The sequence below is a fragment of the Heyndrickxia sp. FSL W8-0496 genome (assembly GCF_038007825.1).
GTDB classification, from domain to species: domain Bacteria; phylum Bacillota; class Bacilli; order Bacillales; family Bacillaceae_C; genus Heyndrickxia; species Heyndrickxia oleronia.
The window spans coordinates 375747-394040 of the sequence record NZ_JBBOXX010000001.1 but is presented as its reverse complement, the minus strand read 5'-3'; the positions used below and the strand labels follow the sequence as shown (position 1 = coordinate 394040).

Sequence of the window (18294 nt, the reverse complement as noted above, 5' to 3'; positions counted from 1 at the left end):
TCTTTTCAATCTACCCTATTTTGTTTAAGTGCATTGTAATAATTTCTTAAAAGTTTCTTAAGAATGAAGATAAGGTAGATTATTCCTGAATTTATTTTTGCCTTTTTTTACTAATTACAGACATATTCGCTTCCATCTTTTGCATAATAAAAGAATAAAAAAAAATCACCTACTCAATATAGGCGATTTGATCTAAAGGTAAAGTAATTTTAAAATTCGTTTCGATTTCATTACTTGTTACTTCAATTTTCCCATCATGTAGATCGACGATGCTTTTAGCAATCGCAAGACCTAAGCCAGTTCCTCCTGTATCTAGTGAGCGAGATTTCTCTACACGATAGAAACGGTTAAAGATGTATGGAAGATCAACCGAAGGGATCGGATTTCCGTAATTAATCACTTCAACCACGGCAGAATTGTCTATTTTTTTCGCTCTTATTATGATTTTTTTACCATTTTCTCCATACTTCATCGCGTTAGAAATTAGATTATCGAACACCCTCACTAATTTATCAGGATCAGCCTTAATCATCATATTTTCATCCTTAGTAACTAATGCTACTTCCAATCCAACTTCCTCAAGAAGCGGAATGAATTGAGAGGTGATCTGTGACAATAGTTGAATAAGATCTATTTCCGTTTTATTTAGGCGTAAGGCACCGAAATTCACCCTAGTATATTCAAATAAATCACTGACCATCTTTTCTAGGTTCATTGCTTTCTCATAAGCAATATTTACATAATAACGAAGCTCTACTTCATCCTTATACCTATCCTCTTCAATTAAACGCAAATAGCCCATAATTGATGTTAGAGGGGTCCGTAAATCATGAGAGACATTAGTGATTAACTCATTCTTGGCCTGAACAGCCCTACGTTCTTCCTGGATCGATTGATGTAATTGTTCAGAAATTCGATTGATATTTCCTGCCATCTCCCCAAGCTCATTATTCGAATACACAGGGACTTGGAAATCAAACTCTCCTTCAGAAATTTTCTTAGTCCCAAGTAATACCTTATAAAAGTCCTTTCCCCAAGCTCTGCTAAGTAAGAGGACAAATAAGAAAAATAAAAGAAAAAAGATAATAACCGTTATATAAAAATATCCATACTTTTGGTCAAAACGATATAAACTATATAAAAATCGATAAGGAATCACAGACATGTTTTTCAAAATATATAAAATAAAAAAAAGGATTGCCTCTGTAATAACCGATAACAATAAACTGCTTAAAATCAGAAGCATGATCTTTCCTTGTATTTGATTGACAAATCTATTCCTCAATCTTATACCCCACTCCCCATACTGTTTTAATCAGTTTATATCCTAATTCTTTTTCAAGCTTGTCCCTTAAATGACTAATATGAACCATGACTGTATTATTTGAAGCAAAGTATTTTTCCACCCATACTCTTTCAAAAATCTCCTCAGTACTAAACACTCGACCACGATGACTCGCAAGTAAATATAAAATATCAAATTCCTTTGCTGTTAAAGTTATCGGGAAGCCATTATTTAATACTTGATGGGACGCACGATTGATTTCAAGTGAATTTATTTTAATGATTTCACTTTCTGTCGATTGTGTCTCCAATTTATATTGATAAGAGCGTCTAAGCAGAGATTTCACTCTAGCCATTAATTCCAATGGATTAAAAGGTTTGATCATATAGTCGTCTGCTCCTGTCATTAACCCAAGAACCTTATCCATATCCTCACCTTTTGCACTTAGCATAATAATAGGAACTTGATTCTTTTCCCTAATCGTACGACATAATTCTATTCCATCCATTTCAGGCATCATTATATCCAGTATCATCAAATCTACCTGTTGATTCGTAATGATCTGTAAAGCTTCAACACCATTATATGCCTTTAACACATGGAACCCATCATTTTGCAAATAGATGGTGATTAAATTGACAATTTCTCGTTCATCATCTACAACCAATATATTTTTCATATGAATCTCCATTCATTAATGATATTGATCATTCTTTAGAAAATACTCCTCTATAAGAAAGTCTACCAATGAATGAGAAAGAACGAAAGTCTGAATTTATTAGGAGAATAAAAAAGGCTCACCTGTAAAATTTCTAATACAAATGAGCCTTTTAAATTATGGATGTTTTCGTATAGTTTATTGCTTTTGTAAAAGCCCAACTGCCGGCTTTTACTCCCAATAAAGGATTCTAACGGTTCTTTATGGAGATTGCAGCACTTTCTCAGTAAATTGATACTTGTAGCAATCCTCAGTCGATTATTTAATAGTTATAACTTTACTTAAATAGCAACAATGTTTGAGAAAAGAGCCTAAATTATAAAACAAAACTAACTATTATCGCAGATAAGATACTAACTAAAGTAGCACCATACAATAATTTCAATCCAAATCTAGCAACTGTATTTCCTTGCTTCTCGCTAAGTCCTTTCACTGCTCCAGCTATAATGCCAATAGACGAGAAGTTTGCAAATGATACAAGAAACACTGAAATGATCCCAATAGATCTTGGGCTAAAGCTTGACTGGATTTTGGTTAAATCAATCATGGCAACAAATTCATTGGTCACAAGCTTTGTAGCCATAATTCCTCCTGCTTTAATCGCTTCCGACCATGGGATTCCCATAATAAAGGCAACTGGAGAAAAAATGTATCCAAGGATATCCTGAAATGAAATGCCAAAGATCAAGTCAAACACACTATTAATAGCTGCCATTAAAGCAACAAAACCAATTAACATAGCACCAACAATAATGGCTACTTTAAACCCATCGAGAATATATTCTCCTAACATTTCAAAGAAGCTTTGTTTTTCTTCTTGAATCTCCAATATATCTTCCTTATCTTCTACCTTATATGGATTGATGATAGAAGCAATAATGAATCCACCAAATAAATTGATAACAAGTGCCGTAACTACATATTTTGGTTCAATCATTGTCATATATGCCCCTACAATAGACATTGACACGGTCGACATAGCTGATGCGCATAATGTATACAGGCGGTGTGCAGGCAGATGATCTAATTGTTTTTTCACTGTAATAAATACTTCAGACTGCCCTACCATAGCAGAAGCAACAGCATTATATGACTCTAATTTACCCATACCATTAATTTTGCTTAATAATAAGCCAATTCCCTTCATGATTAAAGGGAGTATTCTTAAATATTGGAATATCCCTATAAGAACAGAAATAAAAACAATTGGAAGTAATACTGTTAAGAAAAAGGGGGCTTCTCCCTTATTCGCTAATCCACCAAATACAAAAGAAATCCCTTCTCCTGCGTATTCCAATAGCTTTGTAAATATTTCGGCAATTGCTTTAATTAATATTAATCCAAATTTTGTATTTAATAATAATGCAGCTAATGCAATTTGAATCACAATCATTAAAATGATCGGTTTATAATGAACCTTTTTACGATTATTACTCGCTATAAGTGCTAGTCCCAAAACAACCAGCAAACCGATGATAGAAATGATATACTTCATCCTTTTTCCTCCATTCTGATGTATTTCTCACCTTGCGTACAACATACAATGGCGGAATGTAGACCCCCTTCCATCCTTCCCCATTAAATATTTTATTAATATAATAAATGCAAGTGATGTTACATACATATTCTAATTTTTTTTCAAGTTTAACGGATGATGAAATTCTTTATCCCTATTAAAAATAACACCAGTGAATTAAACTCCTTTCAAATTAAAACATAAAAGTTTCCGATTCACAATGGAAAGGGTTGCATTCAGAAATATTACACTATACTCTCTATTCCAATATATTTTCACCCAATATTTTATAGTATTTGTAAAAGTATGAGGAACATGTCTCTTTTTATTAATAATCTTAATAATGTCTTAAAAAAATCTTCATTGTAATTTAAACATTACCCTTTATCATTAGCTTAAAGAGAAAGCTTAGGAGGGATAAACATGGAGCAAACCAAAGAAATACAACCAATAGCAGCAGAAGTGTTGAATGGTGCAAATGTAGAAAAAACATTAGCGAAGTATTTTGGGCTTTCCGTCACAAAGTTAGAAGTACAGTCCATAAAAAAGGCACTCCAGAAAAGGGATAAAATAAAGATTGCTCATTCCATTGAAGATTTACTCCATAAACGATGGAAATTTTCTCAACAATAAATTATTGACATGTCACCTTATCTGAGTTCACATCTCTTTTTAATAGCTCTCTTCTCAAACATTGTGGCTATTTAAGTAAAGTGATAACGATTAAATATTGACTGAGAATTGCTACACGTATCACAAAAACAGCCTTTTAATAAATAAACATAGTAATCAGCGTACATCGTTATTGAAATCATGCTAAGAATAAAATGGTCCCCCCATTTTATATAAAAAGAGGGTTGTCTATTAATGAATAGTCAACCCTCTATATGTTTAGCCTAATACAAATCAAACATATTTACCTCTTTATTTAATTCCTTCAAATAGTTAAATAGCTGTCCGCGGTGATGAAAGGCATGTGTAGTTATCTCGATCAACCATTTTGCTTGCGTATGTCCTTCCATATCAGGAGTAAAATAAAACGGCTTAGTCACCTTACCAACGAATTCTTCCTCTGACATCGATTCATAATAATTTTTAAGTTCATTAAAGCCTGTTTCCATCACTGTTCCCAGCTCATATACATCATTAGAATATAATTTCTTTTCTAATTCTCGAATCTCTTCCTCGCTTTTTTCTTGTCCAATTGCAAGATCTATGTAAGGAATCTGCACTAAATGATTGGCTTGTTCTAATAAGCTCCGCATTTTATCATTCGGTTGAAAGGAAAAATCCTCCTCTGTAATTTTCTTCAACAGCTCCTTAGTTGTCCGTACAGCTACGTATAATTCCGAAAATAAAAGGTCCCTTATTTGGCTTGTACTCATCTTTAATCCACTCCTTTAAATGTTAGCTTATACTATGAATTCTGTATCTTCTTTAAAAAGTCCTTTTAGCAAACATAAAAAAGGCCAATCTAGATAGACGGCCCAAGTATGCTTATTTATTTTTTTGTTTTTTTATCCACTTATATATGAAATATAACATGATTAACCCAATTGCAATGATCATTGCTGGTTGAATATACGGCTTTGCAAATTCATTCACATGTTTCCAATTCGAAGCCAGTTTATCACCTAAATAGACGAATAAAATGGACCAAGGAATGATCGCTAGCGTTGTATATAAAGTGAATTTTTTCAGAGACATTTTCGTAATGCCTGCTGGAATCGAAATAGCATGCCTCACAACTGGTATAAATCTCGCAGTAAAGATTACTCCTGATCCATATTTATTGAACCAATCTTCGGCTATATCAATGTGCCTTTCATGAATAAAAATATATTTGCCATATTTTTTTAAGAAAGGTCTACCACCATATGCTCCAATCCAATAAATAAAAAGTTGTGCGATAGTTCCACCGATTACACCAGCTATAATGGCTCCGACAAAGTTGATATGTCCTTGTGAAACAAGATATCCAGCATAAGCTAACACGATTTCGCTTGGAATAATCTCAATCATGAGACCTAGAGCGACCCCAAAATAACCAAGGTCAGTTAAAAAATTTAAGATTGATTGAATAAACTCTCCCATTTTTTCCTCCATATATGACCAAGAAACCTAGATTGCCTCTTATACGAACAAGACTACAGACAGTATACCGTATAAACAGATCATCTGGCTTTTATTTTTTAATCATTGCTAAAATTGTCAAAGAAACAGGAAATGGATAGCGATAATTCTTTTGCAAAAAACAACGGTTAAATTAGTTGCAATGCTCTAATAACAAGCACCCGTATACTAGAAATTAGTTAGTTAATTTCTCATCAATGGCTGATGTGTCAATATCTTCTCCAAACCAAGTAGATAATTTGTTTTTGGCTTTATCCTTAATATCTTGGTCAATATGAGTGGCGACTTGTAAAATAGCTGCTCCAAGTGCACCTAAATCATCTACATAACCAACTCCTGTAATAAAATCTGGAATTAAATCTATAGGTAAAATAAAATAACCAAGCGCTCCAATAATCATTGCTTTAGTTTTTACAGGGACACTTGGCTTTTGTAAAGTGTAATACAGTAAAAGCACGGCATAAACTACTATGCCACCTGCTTTCTTTCCAACATTTTTCAGCTTGTCCCAAAGTTTTTTATTCGAATAATGTTTTTTTGCTCTTTCCATTCTTGTTTTTAATTCTTCTGTATTTATTGGCTCCATTTCATTTGCCATTTTCTTATATTCCCTCCTATATACCTACCTTTACACTTTTATTTTATTGACTCTTTTCTCTCATCATAAACATTTGTGTAAAACGAATCCACTCTCTAGCTGCAAATGACAAATATCGATCCTTTCTCCATATTATTCCTAAATGCCAAGGAATCACTGGATCAATCAGCGGAATACGTGAGACCCTGTCATGACCAATTTGTTTACAAATCGTTTCAGGAAGAAGCGCCACCCCATTATTAGCGGCAACCATTTCACTAATAAAATCCCATTGTGAACTCTCATAAATAATATTTGGATGGAATCCTTTCCGTACGCACTCCATTATAATTCGATCATGTAGGGCAAAATTTTTAGCAAATAATATAAATGGTTCAGCCTCTAAATCAACGAGCTGGAGTTGTTTTCTTTTACTAAGTGGATGGGAAGGATGAGTAACAACCATTAACTTCTCATTTACAAATGAAAAAGTATGAAACTGATCTTCATTTATCGGTAAAACAACGGCTCCTAGATCTAGTGTACCATTGCCAACATCTCTTTCAATTTTTTTAGCCCCATCTTCAACAAGCTGTACAGTTATATTCGGATAGTGTTGGTGAAAGGCTTGTATTACCTTAGGAAAGAAGCGCGATCCCACCATTGGAGGTAAACCAATATGAATGATTCCTGTTTTTAACTGCATTAAATCATCTAATTCCGATCGTAAGTTTTGAAAGGATTTAATAATATTTTGCGCTTGAACAAGAATTTTTTCACCAGCATCTGTCAGCTTTGCATGCTTACCCGTTCGATCAAATAGAATGACACCAAGTTCATCCTCAAGATTTTTCACCATTTTACTTATCGATGGTTGTGACACATATAACTTTTGAGCAGCTTTCGTAAAATTTCCTTCTGTAGCCACAGCTACAAAGTAATTTAAATGTTGAATGTCCACTTTTGGTACACCTCTTATAACTTTTGAGAATGACTATTATTCTATATATTCATTTTACCTATAGCATTACCCGATGTACACTTTATTAGAGGGAAATTTTTTCACTAGAAAGGTGTACAACATGAAAAAAATATTCATTGGTTGTCTTCAAATAATGATACTTTGTATCTTTACTTATATACTAGGAGAAGTCTCAGAATGGCTTCATCTCAACATTCCAGGTAGTATTTTGGGATTAGTTATATTATTTATTTTATTACAAACGAAAGTCGTAAAGCTAAAGTGGATTGAAGTTGGAGGAAATTGGTTAGTTGCTGAGTTGCTCCTTTTCTTCGTTCCTTCAGCTGTTGGAATCATTCAATATAAACACCTATTAATGGATAATGGACTTAAAATAATAGCAGTTATCGTTATTAGTTCCGCTATTGTGATGATTTGTTCAGGATTGTTAGCTGAAAAAATGGCCAAACAAAAGGAGGGGAAAATAAAAAATGCTGATCCTACTGTTCTTAATTCTCACCGCTAGTATTTATTGGGGAGCTAAATGGTGGTATACAAAAAAGAAGAAAGTATATTTCTCTCCGCTATTGCTGGCACCCATATTAATCATATTTGTCCTAGCACTTTTTCATATTAGTTATGATTCTTATAATTCCGGAGCAAAGTGGCTAACTAAGTTACTGCAGCCGGCTACAGTTGCCTTAGCCATTCCACTTTATCGCTATTATCCTATTTTAAAAAAATATTTACGTGAAATTTTATTTAGTGTGTTACTTGGTTGTATGATGTCTATTCTTGCTTCATTTAGTATTTCATGGCTTGTACAGTTAAATAAAACATTGGTTACAAGTATTATCCCCTATTCGATTACCACGCCTATCGCAATGGGAGTTTCATCTAAAATAGGTGGAGTTCCTACCATCACTGCAGTGTTTGTAATTATGACAGGAATTATCGGCATGATCCTTGGACCTTGGATTATTCGTATCTTTGGCTTTAAGAGTGAAATTGCAAGAGGCGTATTACTTGGTACAAGCTCACACGGAGCAGGAACCTCGAAGGCACTGGAGCTTAGCAGTGCAACAGGGGCCGTTTCTAGCGTTTGCATGGTATTAGCAGCGATTACATCATTCTGTATTTCGCCTTGGATTTATATGCATATCTTGCATTAATATTTATCTGAAAAAGGGCTAACTATTAGCCCTTTTTTAAATTTCGAAAAAACAATAACTAGTAGAAGTGATTATTTTTTTAGTAGATCAACATTCTCCATTTGGTGTAAAAGAAAATCCTGATCCTCAGGAAAGGCTAATTCTATTTCCTTCAATGCCTCTTTCGTCACCCATGCGATTTCATGAATTAATTGATCAGGATCCTGGATTACTGCCTTCCCTCCTACAATCCTTATAGAAAAGTAATGTACCTCAATGTTATAACCGTCCAATTCTGTATGTTTAACAAATAATTTATCTATAATTTCTGCTTCATATCCCGTTTCTTCATATACCTCTCTCTTACAGCACTCCTCCAGTGTTTCCCCCCTCTCCTGTCCTCCTGAAGGCACAGACCATTTTTTCTCTTCCTCAGGTTTTCCCTGGAGTACCATTAATAATTTCCCTTGGGCATTGACACAAACACCTGCTGAACCTACCCAATTCTTCATTTCCCTAACTCCTTTAGTTGTTTTAAATGGTGGAGATCATGCTCATATTCCCCTTTCACATAGGACTCAAGATTGTGCTGTTTTCCATTAATTAAGAAACTTTTCGATAAATCTAGTTGCCGTAAGTTCTCCACAAGTCTTGTTCTCTGCTTAATGGCGCCATCAATAATTTCGTATAAACTGATCCCTGAGTGAGCATAGCTTTCAGCATCTTTATTCATTTCCTCTACTTGCTCTGCAGTGATTCCGGCTAAACTCCCCCCCTCAATCATGCTTGGCAAACGTTCTTCATAAAAGAAACGATCCCAAAACATAATGTGAGTAATTATTGCTGCTTTTGACCATTTCCCCTCACTAATCGGCTGAAAAAATTCCTCATGGGTTCCCTCTTTTATTTTCTCTAAATAATCTTTCCACTGTGTTAACTGATCGACAATAGGATTCACTTTTATCTCTCTCCTGTTTTCATCTATTTGGTAATTTCCCAGCATTTCTAAACCGAATAACAGAAAAATCTAGTGTAGATGCAATAACTCGATTACGAATAGGATGTAAATCTGGTGTAAACCGTAATTCTACTTTTTCATTTACAATCTTTCCTATGAGGTCAGTTATAGGCTCTATTTTTTCCGGAACAACTTCCTCATGCGACACATAATAGCCTGCTGCCTGATCGAATAGTTCAAACCCTTTCTCCGAAAAGCTATAAACATATAATGTCGTATTCCTAATTTGTTCTAGCCATTGATTTTCGACCACGATAATCTTTTCGGCATTGGTATCTGCAAAAAATTTCTCAATATCGCTAACCTCTGTACAAGCTCCTTTACTATAAATCACTCTGGGACAATCACGTGGAAAATAATAATGTGAAGCATGCTCCCTGTCGATTGCCCAAACGGCTGGGGCTAGTTCAGGGAATGACGCGGATGGTCGTGGTGAAAAAACACGAATATCCGGTTCTTCGCTAAAGTGAAAAAGCAAGGATATAGCCTCCTTCTAACAATGACTTACCTTTTCATTCGCTATGATTAGAAGAAAATCCTTTCATTTCTGCTAGGCTATTTTCAGGCTAAGCTCTTTGATGAGCAATTTCAGGTAATAGTCAAAGACTTTGTTCAATTTTTATGGAATGTCCTTTATAACATGAGTGAAAGACATTTGGCTTGCTTATCCTCGTGATTTGTTCTTATCTAATGAATCAAGAACACTGCGACATTTAGCTTTACCTATTGACCTGTTTGAGAAAAGATCCTAAATAAAAAAAGACCTGTTCCATTCATGAACAGATCATATGTTCAAAACACTATAATGGTAAATCTCTCTTCTTAAATATAACAATGGCAAGGACAAATAATGCAATTCCTGTTCCTCCCAATGCGATTGAGACTGGTAATATATCAACGGTTCCTTTTGCAATTTCAGTCGGTTGAAAGGCTGAGAAAATAGTAAATTTCTTTAACCATTCAAAATCCTCACTCATTTTTGCTACGAGATTAATGGCAAAAAAGATAATAGATAAGCCACCAGAAATTGCGAGTGCACGTTTTTCGTCATTGAAAATACACGAAAATAAAAAGGAGTATCCACTTATGACAAAAAACAATAGAAATCCAACAATATTCATTTCAATAAATTGTAAAATATTAATATCGGCATCTTCAATGATCCAGTTCGCTCCTAATAGAACAGGAAGGATCGAAAATAATGTGATGGTAGCCAGGCCCAGAACTAAAATAATGCTTTGTGTTATAGCAATTTGACTTCTAGAAGTGGATGTAGATAAAAGATAAGCCATAGATCCTCGATCTACTAATCTCGCAATTAACTGGGTAGCAGTCACGACACAAAATATCATTAAAATAATCAAAAACAATAGTCCATAATACTCTGCTGCTAGGAATCCACTAAGATCTCCTAACATACCGCCATCAATGCCAAAAGCACTTAAATACCCTTGGGGCATCTCTTTAAAAAGTTGCTCGAGTGCATCAGATTTTGCAATCGAAGGATAGATCCACATGACTAGTAACATATAAAATGCTGCTCCTACCGCATAGCTTATAATACTTTTTCCATTTGTCTTTAACATCGCTTTAAAAAGGGAAGCATTCATGAACGTGATCCCTCCTTATCATAATAGTGCATAAATATCTCCTCTAATGACTGAGTATGAATATCCAAATGCTGAATATGACATTGCGATAACACTTTGATAAATCGGTTATAGTCTCCCTGTACTGCCACTTTAAGTCGAAGATGATCGATGCTTAAAATCTCTATCCCAGCTTGTTTTATGGTTTCCACATCATTCATCGTTTCTACTAAAATATCAAATAGTTTTCTCTGCTTTGCTTGTAGGTTCTTAACGTCCTCCACAGCTACTAATCTACCATCTTTTATAATACCTACTCGGTCACATGTACGATCAATTTCCTGAAACATGTGGGAAGACATAAGAATCGTTTTCCCTTTTGACTTCTCTTCCAAAACTAATTCAACGAATAAGCTCTGCATAAGAGGATCCAGTCCCGATGTCGGTTCATCTAGAATCAATATTTGCGGATCATGCATAAAGGCTGCCACGATTCCTACCTTTTGCTTCATCCCCTTAGACATTTTCCGAATGGGTGTTGTTACATCAAATTGTAACCGCTTAATTAATTGGTCTCGATAGGTTCGATCTTTCATTCCTCGCATCCCTGCAAGGAGCTCCAGAAATTCTAAACCATTGATTCCATCCAAAAAAGCAATTTCTCCAGGGAGATACCCGACTGTCTTTTGTATTTCTGCACTATTCTTCCAACAATCCATCCCATTTATTTTAGCTGAACCCGACTCAGGTTTCATAAACCCCATTAAATGCCTAATCGTAGTTGATTTACCTGCCCCATTCGGACCTAAATATCCAAACACTTCTCCCTTTTTTACTTCAAAGGATAAATCAAATATTCCTTTCCCATTGGGAAACACTTTCGTTAATTGATTCATTTGTATTCCCATTCCAATCACCCCTTTTTAAATGTTTTGAACTAATATCATACATTTATTACATATTAAAACAATTAAAATAAAATAACAATATGTTTTGAATGAAATATATTGTTTCACTTCAAAAAGTTTTGTATTATTATGTTGAGGTGAAAGCAATGGACGGTTATCAACGAAGGACAGAAAAAAAGAAGGAAAATATTCGAAATGCTGCTTTTGAACTTTTTAAAGTTTATGGGGTTGAGAAGGTGAGTATAGCGGAAATCGCTAAAAAGGCAAACGTCTCCCCTGTTACCATATATAATTATTTCGGAAATAAAGATGAACTTTTTAAAGAGGTTTTGTCTGAGTATATGAATAATGAATTAGAACAATATGTGGAATTACTCCACTCTAATCTTCCCTTTCCGAAAAAATTAGAAAAGATGGTTTTCAATAAAACTGAAGCCGCCAAAACCCTTAGTTCGGACTTTCTAAGAGGAATAACCGATCCCTCCCTACAAGAAGTCATCGAGGATTTTGCTAACAATAAAGCGATTCCCTTAATGATGGAGATGATTGAACAAGGAAAAGCGGAAGGGTATGTTAACCCGGATCTTTCAACAAATGCGATTCTCATTTACATTCATACATTCAGTGAAATGACGCAGCGTCCTGAATTATTTTCAAACACTCATATGAATGAATTACTTGATTTAAGCAATCTTTTCTTTTACGGCTTACTTGGACAGCCAGTGAAAGATTCATAAAAAAAGCTATATTTGTATAGTTTATTCCTTTGTAAATACCCTACTGCCGGCATTTACAAAAGGAATAAAGGGTTAAGCGTTCTTTTAAAAATTGCAGCTCTTTTTTCAGTGGAATGAAGGACTTATCGATCTTCCACCCATTTTGATTAGTTAAAACATTATCTAGATAGCAACAATGTTTAAGAAAAGAGCCTAGAAATAAGGGGCCCTCTATTAGAGCCCCCCTACTTTTAATCTTCTTGTTCTACAACATTATAGTAATCAACACTGTACATCGCACCTTCACTCACCATTTCATTATCAGCAAAATCATACGGATCGGAGTGTCCAACCTTTGTCATTGGAGACTTCATGTGCTTCTTCTTTGTCATCCAGGAGTCGGCTTTTGTCTTCATATTGTTTATCATTACTCGAGCTTTTTCTCTGTTATTCTTCGATGAGAAATAGGAAATACCTGCAATCCCAATACCAGCTAACACAACATGATTCATTTTAACCATTTGATCGTCCTCCTTGTCCATTTCTTTTCTTCTACCCGAAAATTGTCCATATCATGCATATATTACAAATATTTCATCATTTTAAGACAAAATAACTCTTTTAAAATATTTTCGTAAAAATAAACTAACTAACTATTAGTAAGTTTACAAAAGGTGTATAATAGATTTTAAATAGGAAGAAAGTTATACCTATTTCCATATAGGAGGTGTATCAAATATGGAAGGATCACGCCTTTGTCCAAAATTTGAAAAGGCATTTCAATTATTAGGAAAACGTTGGATTGGTGTCATTATCCGCGTTTTAGAAAAACAACCGATGCGTTTTAATGAGATTGCTGAGCAAATTCCACATATAAGCCAAAAAATGCTTTCTGATCGCTTAAAAGAATTAGAAATGGAGCAAATCGTCATTCGAGATGTTTATCCTGAAACACCTGTACGGATTGAATACCGTTTAAGTGAAAAAGGCCATGCTATTACTCCTGTTCTCGAGGAAGTACAGCACTGGGCTGATAAGTGGGTAACAATGGATGATTGTTGTAATGAATAACCTTAGCTTAATGGCTAAGGTTTTATTTTTTAAATCGATATTATTTGAATAGTCACACCAACAAAACTTGATAAGTACCACTAATTCCTTTATTAGGTGTAAAAGCCAGCAATCAGAATCGCCTTTTTAAAAGTTCTTTCGTTCAATTTAGAATCTTTTTTCATTCCCCATCATATATTGTTATCGTGTGAAAAATATACAGATATATTGGGGGTAAAAAGGAAATGAATTGGAGGATTCAAAAGAAAGGATTTTTACTAGCGATTACAGCCTATTTTGCTATTGCAGTCACACTATTATTTACACCACTTTTTCAGGCATCAGCTTCTATCAACTATGGTGAAGAAGTTGTATCATTTGCACAAATGCATGAAGGAAAAAAATTCAAAATGGGAGGCACCAGTCCTGAAGGATTTGATGCCAGTGGATATACACAATATGTATACAAAACAGCTGCAACTCACTTGACTATTCCTAGAACTAGTAACAATCAATACAAAGCAGGAAAATCGATAAAAGCAAACCAACTGCAGTTAGGTGATGTCGTTTTTTATGCTACAGGTCATAAAAAAGGAAAAGTAACATTTTCTGCAATTTATATAGGAGATGGAAAATTTATCGGAGCTACTTCAAAAGGAGTAAAAACGATTAACATGTCCGATAAGTATTGGAAAGAACGCTATGTAGGTGCAAAACGTTATATTCAATAGCCTTTAAGACGGCTCTCATTATGAGAGCCGCTTTTATTTTTCCAAAGCTTTATTTTGCTTAAAAATTGACCATTCCATAAGGCAAATATTTATAAACACTACACTATCACGAAATTTAATCAAACGTTTGATTAAATTTCGCTATTTAACATTTACTCTTTAGCGAAAAAATAATTATATTTAAACAAAAAACTCATTGCATTTAAACGTAATTTGTATTACTATCTGAAGTAAGGAGGTGCAAATATTGGAAAATTCAGATTCACTTAGATTAAATGTTGCATTGTTAAGAAGAAAAGTACCTAATTTAACAACTGCTGCTCGTTCAGTTGGTTTACGACCAGCCACAGTTTCTAATTTATGTACTGGGAAAATTCCAGTTGGCCGTGCAGAGGTACGAACTTTGGTAGCTTTAGCAACATTAGCCGAATGTAGTTTAGATGAATTAATTTTGAGAGGGGAGAAAGTCGAGATGATTGAAACTGGAATTAAAACTCTAGATCTATTTGCTCCACTTGCGAAAAATGGGACCGTCGGATTAGTTGCTCGCCCAGGTATGGGACAATTGGTCATTTTAGCAGAACTATTTTACAAAATGAAAAAAAATGGTTATGCGAATGTTCTCCTTATGCCTGAAGGTGATCACCCCGAATTAAATGATCTATTAGAATTTGTAGATATTATTGCTTATACCATTGATGAAGCCTACGAAAAAATGGCATCATACGATAAAGGCAAGGATCTTATTTTTACAGCCGATCGTTCACATGTCGTTTCTGGAGAGATCTATCAATTGCAGGAACGATTGCAAAATATCGGTGTAGAAAATGTAACAACCATCTTGCTTGATCTATCAGGTGAAGTTGTTGATGAGGAATTACCTTACGGACCACTTGAGACCCTTTGGCAATTTGATGCAGACCTAACAGCAAGACATCGTTTTCCAGCAGTTAATCCTATTTTCTCCACATCATCCGTTTTAGAGGGTGCTCATCTAGATCAAAATCACTTCATGATCCAACAACGTGCTCAAAAGCTTTTACGACGATACCGCGAATTGCGTTCACTTGTCACTGTTAGCGGCATAGAAAAACTACCTACTACAGAAGTTCAAACCTATAAACGTGGGGAACGCTTGGAAGCCTATTTAACCCAACCTTTTTATGTAGCTGAACCTTTCACAGGAAAAAAAGGAGAATCCGTTCTATTACAGGACACACTTTCAGATGTGCAGAAAATTTTAGACGGGGTAATAGACTCCACTGATATCGAACAGTTAGATTTTATAGGAAAGCTTTAGGAAAATTAAAGTGACACCACTCAACATTTGAGTGGTGTCATCCTTTATTTTATTTGGTTCTTCTTTTTCTTGATCGGTTTCCTTCTTTTTTTATCTGGTTCATCCTTTATTTTGTCCTGTTTCTTTCTTTTTTTGTTTGGTTCGCTCACTTTTTTTAGTGGTTCCCCCACGTTTGTGGGGTTTCACCCTTTTTTTATTTGGTTCATCCTTTATTTTGTCCTGTATCTTTCTTTTTTTGTTTGGTTCACTCACTTTTTTATGTGGTTCCGAACGTTTGTGGGGTTTCACCTTTTTTTTATTTGGTTCATCCTTTATTTTGTCCTGTTTCTTTCTTTTTTTGTTTGGTTCACTCACTTTTTTTAGTGGTTCTCTCACGTTTGTGGGGTTTCACCTTTTTTTTATTTGGTTCATCCTTTATTTTGTCCTGTTTCTTTCTTTTTTTGTTAGGTTCGCTCACTTTTTTTAGTGGTTCCCCCACGTTTGTGGGGTTTCACCCGGTTTTTATTTGGTTCCTCTTTTTTTTTGACCTGTTTCTTTCTTTTTTTGTTAGGTTCGCTCACTTTTTTTAGTGGTTCCCCCACGTTTGTGGGGTTTCACCCGGTTTTTATTTGGTTCCTCTTTTTTTTTGACCGGTTTCTTTCTTTTTTTGTTTGGTTCGCTCACTTTTTTAAGTGGTTCCCACACGTTTGTGGGGTTTCACCCTTTTTTTATTTGGTTCATCCTTTATTTTGACTTGTTTCCTTCTTTTTTTGATTGGTTCGCTCACTTTTTTTAGTGGTTCCCACACAGTTGTGTGGTATTACCCATTAATTATTTAGTCCAACCTTTATGTTCCAGTTCCACAATTCAAATAAAAAAAATGCAGATGTTTCCATCTGCATTTTCTTTCATCTAATTTAATAAGCTTTTGCCCAGTATACTAAATGCTTCGCTTCGCCGCCACAGCATACACATGTATCCGATACTTTTTCTTCTTCGAAAGGAATACAGCGTGAGGTTGCGGATGTTTCATCTTTAATGAAGTTTTCGCAGGCTACATCTCCGCACCACATCGCTTTGATAAAACCAGGATTTTCGACTAGAGCCTTTTTGAATTCGTCCATATTTAATGCGATATTGGTTTTTTCTTCACGATGTGCTTTGGCCTTTTCGAAAAGGTTGTTTTGGATATCTTCAAGAAGCTCAACTACTTTTGCTTCAAGATCTTCCATTGCTACGAAGATTTTTTCACCTGTGTCGCGACGTGCAAGTACGACTTGACCTTTTTCAATATCTTTAGGTCCCACTTCTAAACGTAGTGGAATTCCCTTCATTTCATATTCATTAAACTTCCAGCCTGGCATTTTATCACTAGCATCAATATCTACTCTTGCTACCTTTTTCAGTTGATCTCTTAATTCATATGCTTTATCAAGTACGCCTTCTTTATGTTGAGCAATTGGTACAATCATTAGTTGTTTTGGTGCAATTTTAGGTGGTACCACTAAACCGCGGTTGTCACCATGAACCATAATTAATGCTCCGATTAAGCGGGTTGTAATTCCCCATGACGTTTGATGTACCGTTTGAAGTTCGCCATTTTTATCTGTGAATTGGATACCAAATGCTTCGGCAAAGCCCGTTCCTAAATAATGTGAGGTACCTGATTGTAATGCTTTTCCATCATGCATTAAGCTTTCAATCGTTAATGTATGAACGGCACCTGCAAATTTTTCCTTATCTGTTTTACGTCCACGTAAAACAGGAATCGCAAGGTATTTCTCGCATACTTCTGCATACATTTCAAGCATTCTTGATGTTTCTTCCTGAGCATCTTCACTCGTCGCGTGACATGTATGACCTTCCTGCCATAGGAATTCAAGAGAACGTAAAAATGGTCTTGTTGTTTTCTCCCAACGAACAACATTGGCCCATTGATTATATAGCTTTGGTAGATCACGATAGGAATGAATAATATTCGCATAATGCTCACCGAATAATACCTCTGATGTCGGGCGAATAACTAGACGTTCTGCTAGTTCCTCAGAGCCGCCATGTGTAACCCAAGCTACCTCTGGAGCAAAACCTTCAATATGATCCTTTTCCTTTTGCAATAGGCTCTCAGGAATCAATAATGGCATATAAATATTTTCATGACCTGTTTCTTTAATTTTCCCATCTAGTACATCACGAACATTTTCCCAAATAGCAAAACCATACGGACGAATAATCATTGACCCTCTTACAGAGGAGTAATCTACTAAATCTGCTTTCTTTACAACATCTGTGTACCATTGTGCAAAATCATCTTCCATTGCAGTAATTTCTTCGACAAATTTCTTATCCTTTGCCATGATTCAACTTCCTCTCAAATTTTTTCTTAAACGCAAAAAGACCTCCGTCCCTAGAAAAGGGACCGAGGCCTGGTGGTACCACCCTTATTTACAGCTTAGCTGTACACTCTTTACTGATAACGGTTTTGAATAACCGCATGTATCTTAGTCTATCGATACAGAACTCAAAGGCAGGTTCAAATGGGCCTTTTGGAAACTTGCACCAACCGTTTCCTCTCTAAAAAAGACGGGACATTTTACTAATCCTTATCGACGTTTTTTGATTTATAATTTTTACAAAAATATACTAATTATTTACGACAAAGTCA

22 protein-coding genes and 1 other annotated feature are annotated in these 18294 nt (G+C 35.0%); of the genes, 7 read left to right on the top strand and 15 right to left on the bottom strand.

Annotated elements, in window-relative coordinates; translation table 11 throughout:
* Nucleotides 1-169: 169 nt before the first annotated feature.
* From NST63_RS02245 to NST63_RS02235, 3 genes are all read right to left on the bottom strand, one after another.
* Nucleotides 170-1285 carry an ATP-binding protein gene (locus tag NST63_RS02245; protein WP_079991174.1) on the bottom strand — a complete coding sequence of 372 codons (1116 nt, stop codon included), beginning with the start codon at nt 1283-1285 and terminating at the stop codon, nt 170-172.
* Nucleotides 1275-1964, bottom strand: a complete 690-nt coding sequence (locus NST63_RS02240) for a response regulator transcription factor (RefSeq protein ID WP_071975523.1) — start codon at nt 1962-1964, stop codon at nt 1275-1277. Before NST63_RS02240 ends, NST63_RS02245 begins: the two co-directional genes overlap by 11 nt.
* Before the next feature lie 355 nt (nt 1965-2319).
* Nucleotides 2320-3498 (bottom strand): NupC/NupG family nucleoside CNT transporter, encoded by a 1179-nt coding sequence (locus tag NST63_RS02235; protein ID WP_058003989.1) that lies wholly within the window; start codon nt 3496-3498, stop codon nt 2320-2322.
* A gap of 444 nt (nt 3499-3942) precedes the next feature.
* Here NST63_RS02235 and NST63_RS02230 point away from each other — a divergent pair, with 444 nt between their 5' ends.
* Nucleotides 3943-4152: a hypothetical protein gene (locus tag NST63_RS02230; RefSeq protein WP_071975524.1), complete on the top strand. Its 210-nt coding sequence runs from the start codon at nt 3943-3945 to the stop codon at nt 4150-4152.
* Nucleotides 4153-4415: 263 nt separating this feature from the next.
* Here NST63_RS02230 and NST63_RS02225 read toward each other — a convergent pair whose 3' ends face one another.
* The 4 genes from NST63_RS02225 to cidR all read right to left on the bottom strand — a co-directional run bounded on the left by NST63_RS02225 (nt 4416) and on the right by cidR (nt 7190).
* A complete protein-coding gene (locus NST63_RS02225) occupies nt 4416-4904 on the bottom strand; it encodes a DinB family protein (RefSeq protein WP_071975525.1) in 489 nt (162 codons plus the stop codon).
* A gap of 112 nt (nt 4905-5016) precedes the next feature.
* Entirely contained in the window at nt 5017-5613 is a 597-nt protein-coding gene (locus tag NST63_RS02220; RefSeq protein ID WP_341041165.1) for a DedA family protein, read from the bottom strand.
* Between the two features lie 214 nt (nt 5614-5827).
* On the bottom strand, nt 5828-6250 hold the full coding sequence (locus NST63_RS02215) for a YkvA family protein (protein WP_373312693.1): 423 nt from the start codon (nt 6248-6250) through the stop codon (nt 5828-5830).
* A 43-nt stretch (nt 6251-6293) separates the two neighbouring features.
* A complete protein-coding gene (gene cidR, locus NST63_RS02210) occupies nt 6294-7190 on the bottom strand; it encodes a cidABC operon transcriptional activator CidR (protein ID WP_071977304.1) in 897 nt (298 codons plus the stop codon).
* A 121-nt stretch (nt 7191-7311) separates the two neighbouring features.
* Between cidR and NST63_RS02205 the strand changes: the two genes are divergently transcribed.
* Nucleotides 7312-7716 carry a CidA/LrgA family protein gene (locus tag NST63_RS02205; RefSeq protein WP_071977305.1) on the top strand — a complete coding sequence of 135 codons (405 nt, stop codon included), beginning with the start codon at nt 7312-7314 and terminating at the stop codon, nt 7714-7716.
* Nucleotides 7682-8362, top strand: a complete 681-nt coding sequence (locus NST63_RS02200) for an LrgB family protein (RefSeq protein ID WP_058006871.1) — start codon at nt 7682-7684, stop codon at nt 8360-8362. The genes NST63_RS02205 and NST63_RS02200 overlap by 35 nt, the downstream gene beginning before the upstream one ends.
* 71 nt (nt 8363-8433) lie before the next feature.
* Here the strand turns inward: NST63_RS02200 and NST63_RS02195 are convergent, their stop codons facing one another.
* From NST63_RS02195 to NST63_RS02175, 5 genes are all read right to left on the bottom strand, one after another.
* The gene (locus NST63_RS02195; RefSeq protein WP_071977307.1) at nt 8434-8853 is read right to left on the bottom strand and encodes an NUDIX hydrolase; all 420 of its coding nucleotides are present in this window, start codon (nt 8851-8853) and stop codon (nt 8434-8436) included.
* Nucleotides 8850-9299 (bottom strand): hypothetical protein, encoded by a 450-nt coding sequence (locus tag NST63_RS02190; protein WP_071977308.1) that lies wholly within the window; start codon nt 9297-9299, stop codon nt 8850-8852. Before NST63_RS02190 ends, NST63_RS02195 begins: the two co-directional genes overlap by 4 nt.
* Before the next feature lie 19 nt (nt 9300-9318).
* On the bottom strand, nt 9319-9837 hold the full coding sequence (locus NST63_RS02185) for a DUF6886 family protein (protein WP_071977309.1): 519 nt from the start codon (nt 9835-9837) through the stop codon (nt 9319-9321).
* A gap of 322 nt (nt 9838-10159) precedes the next feature.
* Nucleotides 10160-10969: an ABC transporter permease subunit gene (locus NST63_RS02180; protein WP_341041164.1), complete on the bottom strand. Its 810-nt coding sequence runs from the start codon at nt 10967-10969 to the stop codon at nt 10160-10162.
* Nucleotides 10966-11856 carry an ABC transporter ATP-binding protein gene (locus NST63_RS02175; RefSeq protein WP_071977311.1) on the bottom strand — a complete coding sequence of 297 codons (891 nt, stop codon included), beginning with the start codon at nt 11854-11856 and terminating at the stop codon, nt 10966-10968. The genes NST63_RS02180 and NST63_RS02175 overlap by 4 nt, the downstream gene beginning before the upstream one ends.
* 146 nt (nt 11857-12002) lie before the next feature.
* On the opposite strand from NST63_RS02175, the gene NST63_RS02170 reads away from it, so the two are divergent.
* A complete protein-coding gene (locus NST63_RS02170) occupies nt 12003-12593 on the top strand; it encodes a TetR/AcrR family transcriptional regulator (protein WP_341041163.1) in 591 nt (196 codons plus the stop codon).
* 230 nt (nt 12594-12823) lie between these two features.
* Here NST63_RS02170 and NST63_RS02165 read toward each other — a convergent pair whose 3' ends face one another.
* Entirely contained in the window at nt 12824-13093 is a 270-nt protein-coding gene (locus tag NST63_RS02165) for a hypothetical protein (protein ID WP_058004154.1), read from the bottom strand.
* Between the two features lie 217 nt (nt 13094-13310).
* On the opposite strand from NST63_RS02165, the gene NST63_RS02160 reads away from it, so the two are divergent.
* From NST63_RS02160 to NST63_RS02150, 3 genes are all read left to right on the top strand, one after another.
* A complete protein-coding gene (locus NST63_RS02160) occupies nt 13311-13643 on the top strand; it encodes a winged helix-turn-helix transcriptional regulator (RefSeq protein WP_058004155.1) in 333 nt (110 codons plus the stop codon).
* A gap of 224 nt (nt 13644-13867) precedes the next feature.
* Nucleotides 13868-14353 carry a C40 family peptidase gene (locus NST63_RS02155; RefSeq protein ID WP_071977313.1) on the top strand — a complete coding sequence of 162 codons (486 nt, stop codon included), beginning with the start codon at nt 13868-13870 and terminating at the stop codon, nt 14351-14353.
* 247 nt (nt 14354-14600) lie between these two features.
* A complete protein-coding gene (locus NST63_RS02150; RefSeq protein WP_212946122.1) occupies nt 14601-15653 on the top strand; it encodes an ATP synthase beta subunit C-terminal domain-containing protein in 1053 nt (350 codons plus the stop codon).
* Between the two features lie 99 nt (nt 15654-15752).
* Here the strand turns inward: NST63_RS02150 and NST63_RS02145 are convergent, their stop codons facing one another.
* Together NST63_RS02145 and proS are read right to left on the bottom strand one after the other, a co-directional pair.
* Nucleotides 15753-16028 (bottom strand): hypothetical protein, encoded by a 276-nt coding sequence (locus NST63_RS02145; RefSeq protein WP_341041162.1) that lies wholly within the window; start codon nt 16026-16028, stop codon nt 15753-15755.
* A 521-nt stretch (nt 16029-16549) separates the two neighbouring features.
* Nucleotides 16550-17986, bottom strand: coding sequence for a proline--tRNA ligase (proS, locus tag NST63_RS02140; protein WP_212946121.1), 1437 nt, complete (start codon nt 17984-17986; stop codon nt 16550-16552).
* Between the two features lie 54 nt (nt 17987-18040).
* Nucleotides 18041-18248 (bottom strand) — a binding site (T-box leader).
* Between the last annotated feature and the right edge of the window lie 46 nt (nt 18249-18294).

Coding starts and splice junctions, on each gene's coding strand:
- NST63_RS02195 (WP_071977307.1), bottom strand. CDS start 8,853: ATGAAGAATTGGGTAGGTTCAGCAGGTGTTTGTGTCAATGCCCAAGGG.
- NST63_RS02205 (WP_071977305.1), top strand. CDS start 7,312: ATGAAAAAAATATTCATTGGTTGTCTTCAAATAATGATACTTTGTATC.
- NST63_RS02155 (WP_071977313.1), top strand. CDS start 13,868: ATGAATTGGAGGATTCAAAAGAAAGGATTTTTACTAGCGATTACAGCC.
- NST63_RS02160 (WP_058004155.1), top strand. CDS start 13,311: ATGGAAGGATCACGCCTTTGTCCAAAATTTGAAAAGGCATTTCAATTA.
- NST63_RS02170 (WP_341041163.1), top strand. CDS start 12,003: ATGGACGGTTATCAACGAAGGACAGAAAAAAAGAAGGAAAATATTCGA.
- NST63_RS02215 (WP_373312693.1), bottom strand. CDS start 6,250: ATGGCAAATGAAATGGAGCCAATAAATACAGAAGAATTAAAAACAAGA.
- NST63_RS02220 (WP_341041165.1), bottom strand. CDS start 5,613: ATGGGAGAGTTTATTCAATCAATCTTAAATTTTTTAACTGACCTTGGT.
- NST63_RS02180 (WP_341041164.1), bottom strand. CDS start 10,969: ATGAATGCTTCCCTTTTTAAAGCGATGTTAAAGACAAATGGAAAAAGT.
- proS (WP_212946121.1), bottom strand. CDS start 17,986: ATGGCAAAGGATAAGAAATTTGTCGAAGAAATTACTGCAATGGAAGAT.
- NST63_RS02240 (WP_071975523.1), bottom strand. CDS start 1,964: ATGAAAAATATATTGGTTGTAGATGATGAACGAGAAATTGTCAATTTA.
- NST63_RS02200 (WP_058006871.1), top strand. CDS start 7,682: ATGCTGATCCTACTGTTCTTAATTCTCACCGCTAGTATTTATTGGGGA.
- NST63_RS02235 (WP_058003989.1), bottom strand. CDS start 3,498: ATGAAGTATATCATTTCTATCATCGGTTTGCTGGTTGTTTTGGGACTA.
- NST63_RS02230 (WP_071975524.1), top strand. CDS start 3,943: ATGGAGCAAACCAAAGAAATACAACCAATAGCAGCAGAAGTGTTGAAT.
- NST63_RS02225 (WP_071975525.1), bottom strand. CDS start 4,904: ATGAGTACAAGCCAAATAAGGGACCTTTTATTTTCGGAATTATACGTA.
- NST63_RS02175 (WP_071977311.1), bottom strand. CDS start 11,856: ATGGGAATACAAATGAATCAATTAACGAAAGTGTTTCCCAATGGGAAA.
- NST63_RS02165 (WP_058004154.1), bottom strand. CDS start 13,093: ATGGTTAAAATGAATCATGTTGTGTTAGCTGGTATTGGGATTGCAGGT.